This is a genomic window from Caballeronia sp. BR00000012568055 (assembly GCF_029439455.1).
Taxonomy (GTDB): Bacteria; Pseudomonadota; Gammaproteobacteria; order Burkholderiales; family Burkholderiaceae; genus Caballeronia.
Window position 1 is genome coordinate 1 of record NZ_JAQFVG010000048.1, and the last position, 6,888, is coordinate 6,888.

Below are 6,888 nucleotides of genomic sequence, written 5' to 3' on the forward strand. Positions count from 1 at the left end.
TATTGAAGTTGAACGCTTCGTTGAGGTTATCGACATCGCCGAAATGCGAGCCGTAGAGCGTCGCCCAGTTATTACTCGATACATAAGGCCCTAAGAAATCCGAGTAAGAATCGTACTGACGCCCAAGCGATAAGGTACCGAACTGGTCATGCGCCAGGCCGACCCACGCCTGCCGATTGAACTGCGCGCCACTTTGAATAAACGCGCCGGTGCCCGTATAGAAGCTGTTCTCCAGCATGAATTTCGCCTGCATGCCGCCGCCGATGTCCTCCACGCCCATCAGCCCGTAACGCGACGGCACCAGATTGCCGCCCGTCAGCGCCCAGCCGCGACCCGAACTCACGCTGCCATCGGCTTGCGTGATTTGCTGATTGCTCGTGTAGGTGATGCCTGCATCGACGGTGCCGTACAGCGTGACCGAGCTTTGCGCCGATGCCTGCATACTCGCCGCCAGCGCTACCGAAGTCACCGAAGCCGCAAGCGAATGCCTCAAAGCCATTCTTCGATTCATTCGATGCGTCCTCACGCGTGATTGATCAACACGGACTTCGTTTCCGTGTACATGTCGATCACCGCGCGGCCGAGTTCGCGGCCGAAGCCCGATTGTTTGAAGCCGCCGAAGGGCATTGCGTTATCGAGCAGCGAATGGCAGTTGACCCACACCGTGCCTGCCTTGATGCGCGGTATAAGGTTGTGGATCGCCGAGAGATCGTTCGACCAGATGCTTGCACCGAGGCCGTACGGCGTATCGTTCGCTTTGGTTACTACGGAATCCAAATCATTGAAAGGCATCGCAACCAGCACGGGGCCGAAGATTTCTTCGCGCACGACGCGCATGGAGTGATCGGTATCGACGAGTACAGTAGGTTTGACGAAGAAACCTGCGCCGTCCTTGCGCGCGCCGCCTGCAATCGCACGCGCGCCTTCATCACGGCCCGCTTCGATATATCCGAGCACGCGATCCATCTGACGCGCGGACACCAGCGGCCCGATTTGCGTCGAAGCATCGAGACCCGGACCCACAGGCAAGGCTTCCGCGATTGCCGCCACACGTTCCATTACACGATCGAAAACCTTGTCGTGCACATACACGCGCGAACCCGCCGTGCAGACTTGCCCCGAGTTGAAGAAAATCGCATTCGCCACGCCTTCAGCGGCTTTATCGATATCCACATCCGGCAGCACGATCACCGGCGACTTGCCACCGAGTTCGAGCGACATGCGCGTCATATTGTCGAGCGCCGCCTGCCCGATGGCCTTGCCCGTTTGCGTCGATCCCGTAAACGCAATCTTGTCGATGCCCGGATGACGTGCCAGCGCCGCGCCCGCCGTACGTCCAAGACCGGTTACGATATTCAGTACACCTTTCGGAAGACCCGCTTCTTCGAGCAGCATGGCAAGCCGCAATGCGGACAGCGGCGTGTCTTCCGCAGGCTTGAGCACCACGGTGCATCCGGCCGCAAGCGCGGGCGCGAGCTTCCACGAAGCCATCAGCAAAGGGAAATTCCACGGAATGATCGCGCCGACCACACCGACCGCTTCCTTGCGCGTATAGGCAAAGAACGCGTTCGACGGGCTATAGGGAATCGAGGCATCGAGCGTGCTGCCTTCGATCTTCGTCGCCCAGCCCGCCATATAACGAAAGCAATGCGCGGCCATCGATACATCGAGACCCTGCGCCACGGTCACCGGCTTGCCGTTATCGAGCGATTCGATTTCCGCAAGTTCACGCGCGTTCGCTTCGATCAGATCGGCCGCGCGCAACAGAATGCGCTCGCGATCCGTAGGCTTCATGCGCGACCAGTCGGAATCATCAAAGGCGCGGCGCGCGGCTTTTACTGCGAGATCGACATCTTGTTCATCGGCGCTCGGCACGCGTGTGAGCAGCGTACCGTCGGCGGGATTGATGACGTCGAGCGTCTTGCCGCTGGCTGCATCGCTCCATGCGCCGTCGATCAACATGCGCTTGGGTGATGCAAGGAATGCGCGTGTCGTAGCAAGCGTTTGGTTATCGTCGTTCATGCTGTCTCCTGATCTTAGTAATGTTCGGGAACGGCATCGACACCGTTCTCGTGTAATTCCCTGACGAGCTTTGCGCGTACGCGTGCAACATCGGTCAGCGCGGGCCTACGGTGCGCGGCGATTTCATCGGCCGTATAAGGCTTCATCGACGCAGGACGTGATTGCGCGTTCATCGTGCCGAGCACCCAGTTGAGGACATTGGCGAGTTCGGCATCGCTCAATGCGGAGTTGGATGCGCCCGGCACGCGCATCACGAATTCGCGTCCATCCTTGAGCGAAACAAAGTGCCCGAGCGAATCACGCAAGGGCGGCACCTTGCCCGGAATGCCCGAACCGTCCGATGTGTGGCAGCCCATGCAATTGAGCACCCAGTCCTGACGTGCGCGCGCTGCGTCATAGCTTTGCGCGTAGCACTGCGTCCATACGCACAACGATGCAATGACGCCGAGCGCGACCCGCTTCATAGCCCGAGTCCTTTCACTACGGCGTCGCGCTGTTGATGCACGGCGGATGCGTCCAGCGTATTCGCGCGCAATGCTTGGATTTCGGCGGCATCGAAGGGCTTCGCGTTGCCGTGCTGCGCGTTGGCGTCGAACACGACGTAGTTCAATACATCGGCGATTTCCGCATCGCTCAACGCGGCGAAGCTCGGCATCTTGAAGTTGTAGCTCTTGTCCCTGACCTTGATCGGACCGAACATGCCGTACAAGACCGTATGGCCGAGTTGCGCGCGACCCTCGTTCGAATCTGCGTATTTGCCGGGATATTCGATCAGAGGCGGCGCCAGCCCGTCCATGCCCTTCCCGCCCGCCTGATGACAGACGGCGCATTTGCTGTCAAAGGTGCTTTTTCCTGCGGGATAGTGAACGGTTTGCGCGGACGCAAGTTGTGTTGCCATGCCGAGCGATAGCGCCATCATCAGGAGTCTGAAGTTATTCATTGCGTCGCGGCTCCGAGCAAGACCGACACCGAACAGTGGTAGTTCGAATTTCCGTTGGCCATACACCAGTTGATGTCGTTATCGAGCGAGAGCTTGTACAAAGGCTTCTCGCGCTCGTTGCGATTGCAGAAGCAGCGTCCGCAACTGGTTTTGCCGCAGCAATCGTTGTACGACACGATGTAGTCCGAACCGTCGTGCGGGTTGCGGCATGTGCCGATCCACGTAATTGGCGAAGGCGTGGTGCCGGGCGGACAACTACTCGATGTGCCGCCGCAGCAGCTACAGAGCCAGCCATCGATCGCGCAATATTTCCAGTAGTCGCAGCTCATCGGATCGTCGTTGATCGCGCTGGCAGGCTTTTTAGGCTCAGCCGCATAGGCGGTGCGATCGACCGGCAGGAGAGGCAGCATTGCCGAGCCGACGAGTGCCTTGCCGAGCTTCGCCATCGCGCTACGGCGCGAACTGCGTTGCGCAACACCTCGCGCGGAATGTTCAAAGAATGAATCCAGCCATTTCATGGGCGCTCACCTGTTTTGATTTGTGTGCTCTGCTCAAGCCGCTTGATGTTCGTGATCGTCATGATCCTCATGCTTGCCATGCACGAACTCCTGCAAGGAAGCGACGCCACGCTCTTTCGCTTCGAACAGGCTTTCCAGATGTTCACGCGTGTTGACGAGACCCTTGGCGCGCACCTTGCCTTCTTCATCGAGCAGCACGGCATAAGGCAGCTTGCCGATCTGATACGCCAGACCCAGCTCTTGCGACAGCACATACGGATATTGCGAAAGACCCGTCTTGCGATAGAACGCCGCGTGTTCGTTCATCTCGCCGTCGCTGGCGAGCACGATATCGGTTGCGCCTTCGCGTGCCTGAATCGACGGGAGCAGCGGCAGCAGCTTCTTGCAGACGGGGCACGTCGGCGAGAGGAAGAACACCAGCGTGTTGCGCTTGTTTCCTTGCAGGCCGCCGACTTTCACCGCACGTTGCGCGATATCGACCAATTCGAAGACGGGTGCAACGGTGCCCACTGCCGGACCTTTATCGATCATCAATGCGCCCGCAGGCATCATGCGTTCATAAAGAATGCCGACCTGGCGAACGAGAGCGAGACAGATTGCGCCGAGGGCGAGCAAGGCGGCCCACGACAGTGCGGCCGAAATCATCAGGGCGGTTTGCATCATGAATTCCTCAGAGAATCGAGCTTGGGAAGATTGTTCAGGAGTACGTCGAGCGTGAACCACGCCGCGACGAAAAAGAGCGTGCATGCGCCTGCGCTCAGGTAATCGAACCAGACGAGCGCGCGGCCGGCTTGCGGCAGAAGCGTGAGGCATGCGAACAGCACGAGCAACGCCGCGCGGCCCACGTGCCAGCGTCCGATACCCGGCTTTTCAGCGATAAAGCCCGAACAGCCGCAGTCGATATCGGTATGGCCACGCCATACGTTGATCGCAAGCGCCAGCGTGAAGACGCCGAACAGCGCGATCAGCACGCATGCCGCAGACAGACGCGTGACATCGAACAACAGTCCGATTGCGCCGCCTGCTTCGAGCACCGGCAATGCGTAGGACACCGGTGTAACGGCAAACGAAGGCAGCAACGCGAACGCCTCCACCGATGCGCGGAATCGCTCAGGATTCAGCCACTTCGGCGCGGCACTCGCCAGCGTGACGATGGTCACGGTCGCAATGCACATCATCAGAATCACGGGATCGAGCATCGTGTGGCCTCAGGGATTGAGAATGAGCGTTGACGTCGTGCCGAGCTGCTTATCGACGTGCTTCAGCTTGCCGCTCATCGCGTCCATCACGACGAAGTCCGATGTGGGCGTGAGGCCGTAAAGCAAGGGCTTATCGTCATCGCTGACCTGAATGGAAAGCAGCGGATCGATCTTCTGCGATGCGAGCTTCCAACGCGCGACACGCTTCTTGCTCTGCGTATCGAACACCCAGATTTCCGATGCCGGATCTTTATGCGAGCCGTCCGCGCCCCGATGCATTGCGACATAGAGACGATGCGTCTTCACGTGCAACGCCGTCTGTTGCAAGCCACCGGGACGCCAGCCAGCCTTGCGTTCCTGATCGGTCACGAGGGACCAGGATGTGCCGAACGCGGGTGTATCGCCGGAAAAATCGGCGCTGCGTACATTGCCTTTAAATGTGGTGAACAGATAGCCTTGAGCGTCGCGTACGCCGTTCACGAAAGCCGAATCATGGTCCACGTCGATAAACGCATCCGAGAGCTTGCGGCTCGCTTCCTTGCCGGTTGCATCGAGCTTTACGGTTAGTGCCTTGCCGCTTTCGCATAGCGACGTGAAGCGGTCGTTGCCGCTCGGATAGGCCAGCACGCAGCCGTCGGTATCGATCTCGCCGAGCACTTTCTTAGCGGCGGTATCGATCACCGTAACCGAAGTCGAAGGCGTGATATTCGATACGTAAAGACGGCTGCCGTCCTCCGATAGCGTCGTGTTGTACGGCGTGGGCACCGCCTGCGCGTGCTTGGCCGGAATCTCGATTTCGCCCGTGGTTTCGAGCGTAGCGTTGTCGATCAATTCGACCACGTCCGTGCGCGTGCCTTTCGAGCCGCGCGAGAAATACGTCGTCGCGACATAGCTCGTTTTGTGGTCCGGCGAGATAGCGAAGCCTGGCGCAAAACCCGCATCGATCTGTCCGACGAAGCGCGATGTGTCCGCATCGAACAGATGCACGCGCGCGTCGGTCATGCTGGCGAACGCGACATCGACCACATAAGCGCGATGCGGGTTGAATGGCGGCACTTTCGCCACCGTCAGTTCTTCCGGCTTTTCGACGGCCCTTGCCTGCGTCTGACTTGCAAGCAGTCCGTACGATAAAGCCACTATCGAAACCGCCCGGCCGACGGCCCTCCTTCTGCGATCCATCTGTGCTCCTCCTCGTTTATCAGTCGAACTGACTCTAAAGAGGCCATTAAAAAAGAGCACTTCGGAACCGGCAGCGCGTGCGTGCCGATTTTGAGTAGCCGAAAGCGAGGCGACAGGCGTCTGGCTTTAGACGTGTTTATGCCGCGGCTTTAGAAGGCCGCAATAAGGGAATGCCTTAGCTTAGCGAAGGCGCGTAGTCTGAGAAGGAAGTTCGCCGAAGTGACTCTTATAGTCGCTGGCGAAATGGCCGAGATTGGAAAAGCCCCAGCGCATGGCGGCTTCACGCACCGGCACTTCTTGCGGCGAAGTCGTCTTGAGCAGACGACGCACCTGCGCCAGCCGCACCGCGCGCAAATACGCGATCGGGTTCATCTGCGTGACCGATTGAAAACTGTTTTGAACGGTGCGCCGGCTGATACGCAGATTCGCGCATAACTCCATGATGGATACGGGCTGCTCAGGCTGCGCGAGCACGAGATCGTGACTGCGCCGCACGACATCGGCGCGGCAAGCGTACGTGAGACGATCTTCGTGAGTCGGCACATTGAAGGCCAGCAAATCGAGAATGCTCTCGGCCACCGTATCCGCAAACGATGTCTGCGCCAGCGACTCCGGCTCCGCGATCGCCGCTTCCACTGCAGATACGATACGCCTTCCCGCCCGCATACCCGCCGCTGCCGGAATATTCAAAACCTGCTGAGCAAGCACGCCGCCTTCGAGTTCAAAGCCTTCCCGGTCCGCTACGGTCTCAAGCAAATTCAGATCGATTGCTATGCCGAGCATCGACATATCGGGCGGGGAATGCAGCGTGAATTCCTTAGCGCCTGCGGTGGAAATCAAAGCGCTTTCATCCACCTTTACGCCTTGAAACGAGAATGGCGCGCCACCGCCCAGCATCAATCCGAAGGTCGCGCGACCGGGCGGCAATTGCCCGCGCTGAACCATACGAACGTTCGCGGATTCCTGAAACACTTGCACGTGCGCGGTTGCCACTTGTTTGACGAAGCTGCGAAACGCGCCCTCGCCAACC

9 protein-coding genes are annotated in these 6,888 nt (G+C 59.2%); all 9 read right to left on the reverse strand.

Annotated elements, in window-relative coordinates:
• Positions 1 to 511 (reverse strand): porin (locus tag P7F28_RS03800; RefSeq protein WP_277183107.1); only part of this gene is annotated, 511 nt, incomplete at its 3' end.
• An 11-nt stretch (positions 512 to 522) separates the two neighbouring features.
• Positions 523 to 2,022 (reverse strand): aldehyde dehydrogenase family protein, encoded by a 1,500-nt coding sequence (locus P7F28_RS03805; protein WP_277183108.1) that lies wholly within the window; start codon positions 2,020 to 2,022, stop codon positions 523 to 525.
• 14 nt (positions 2,023 to 2,036) lie between these two features.
• Positions 2,037 to 2,486, reverse strand: a complete 450-nt coding sequence (locus tag P7F28_RS03810) for a cytochrome c (RefSeq protein WP_277183109.1) — start codon at positions 2,484 to 2,486, stop codon at positions 2,037 to 2,039.
• Complete coding sequence (locus P7F28_RS03815; RefSeq protein ID WP_370467233.1) at positions 2,483 to 2,941, reverse strand: cytochrome c; 459 nt, start codon at positions 2,939 to 2,941, stop codon at positions 2,483 to 2,485. The genes P7F28_RS03810 and P7F28_RS03815 overlap by 4 nt, the downstream gene beginning before the upstream one ends.
• A 17-nt stretch (positions 2,942 to 2,958) precedes the next feature.
• Positions 2,959 to 3,480 carry a methylamine dehydrogenase light chain gene (locus P7F28_RS03820; RefSeq protein ID WP_277183111.1) on the reverse strand — a complete coding sequence of 174 codons (522 nt, stop codon included), beginning with the start codon at positions 3,478 to 3,480 and terminating at the stop codon, positions 2,959 to 2,961.
• Between the two features lie 33 nt (positions 3,481 to 3,513).
• On the reverse strand, positions 3,514 to 4,143 hold the full coding sequence (gene mauD, locus P7F28_RS03825; protein WP_277183112.1) for a methylamine dehydrogenase accessory protein MauD: 630 nt from the start codon (positions 4,141 to 4,143) through the stop codon (positions 3,514 to 3,516).
• Complete coding sequence (locus P7F28_RS03830) at positions 4,140 to 4,679, reverse strand: MauE/DoxX family redox-associated membrane protein (RefSeq protein ID WP_277183113.1); 540 nt, start codon at positions 4,677 to 4,679, stop codon at positions 4,140 to 4,142. Before P7F28_RS03830 ends, mauD begins: the two co-directional genes overlap by 4 nt.
• 9 nt (positions 4,680 to 4,688) lie before the next feature.
• Positions 4,689 to 5,858, reverse strand: a complete 1,170-nt coding sequence (locus tag P7F28_RS03835; RefSeq protein ID WP_277183114.1) for an amine dehydrogenase large subunit — start codon at positions 5,856 to 5,858, stop codon at positions 4,689 to 4,691.
• Positions 5,859 to 6,038: 180 nt separating this feature from the next.
• On the reverse strand, positions 6,039 to 6,888 hold an 850-nt coding region (locus tag P7F28_RS03840), incomplete at its 5' end, for a helix-turn-helix domain-containing protein (RefSeq protein WP_277183115.1).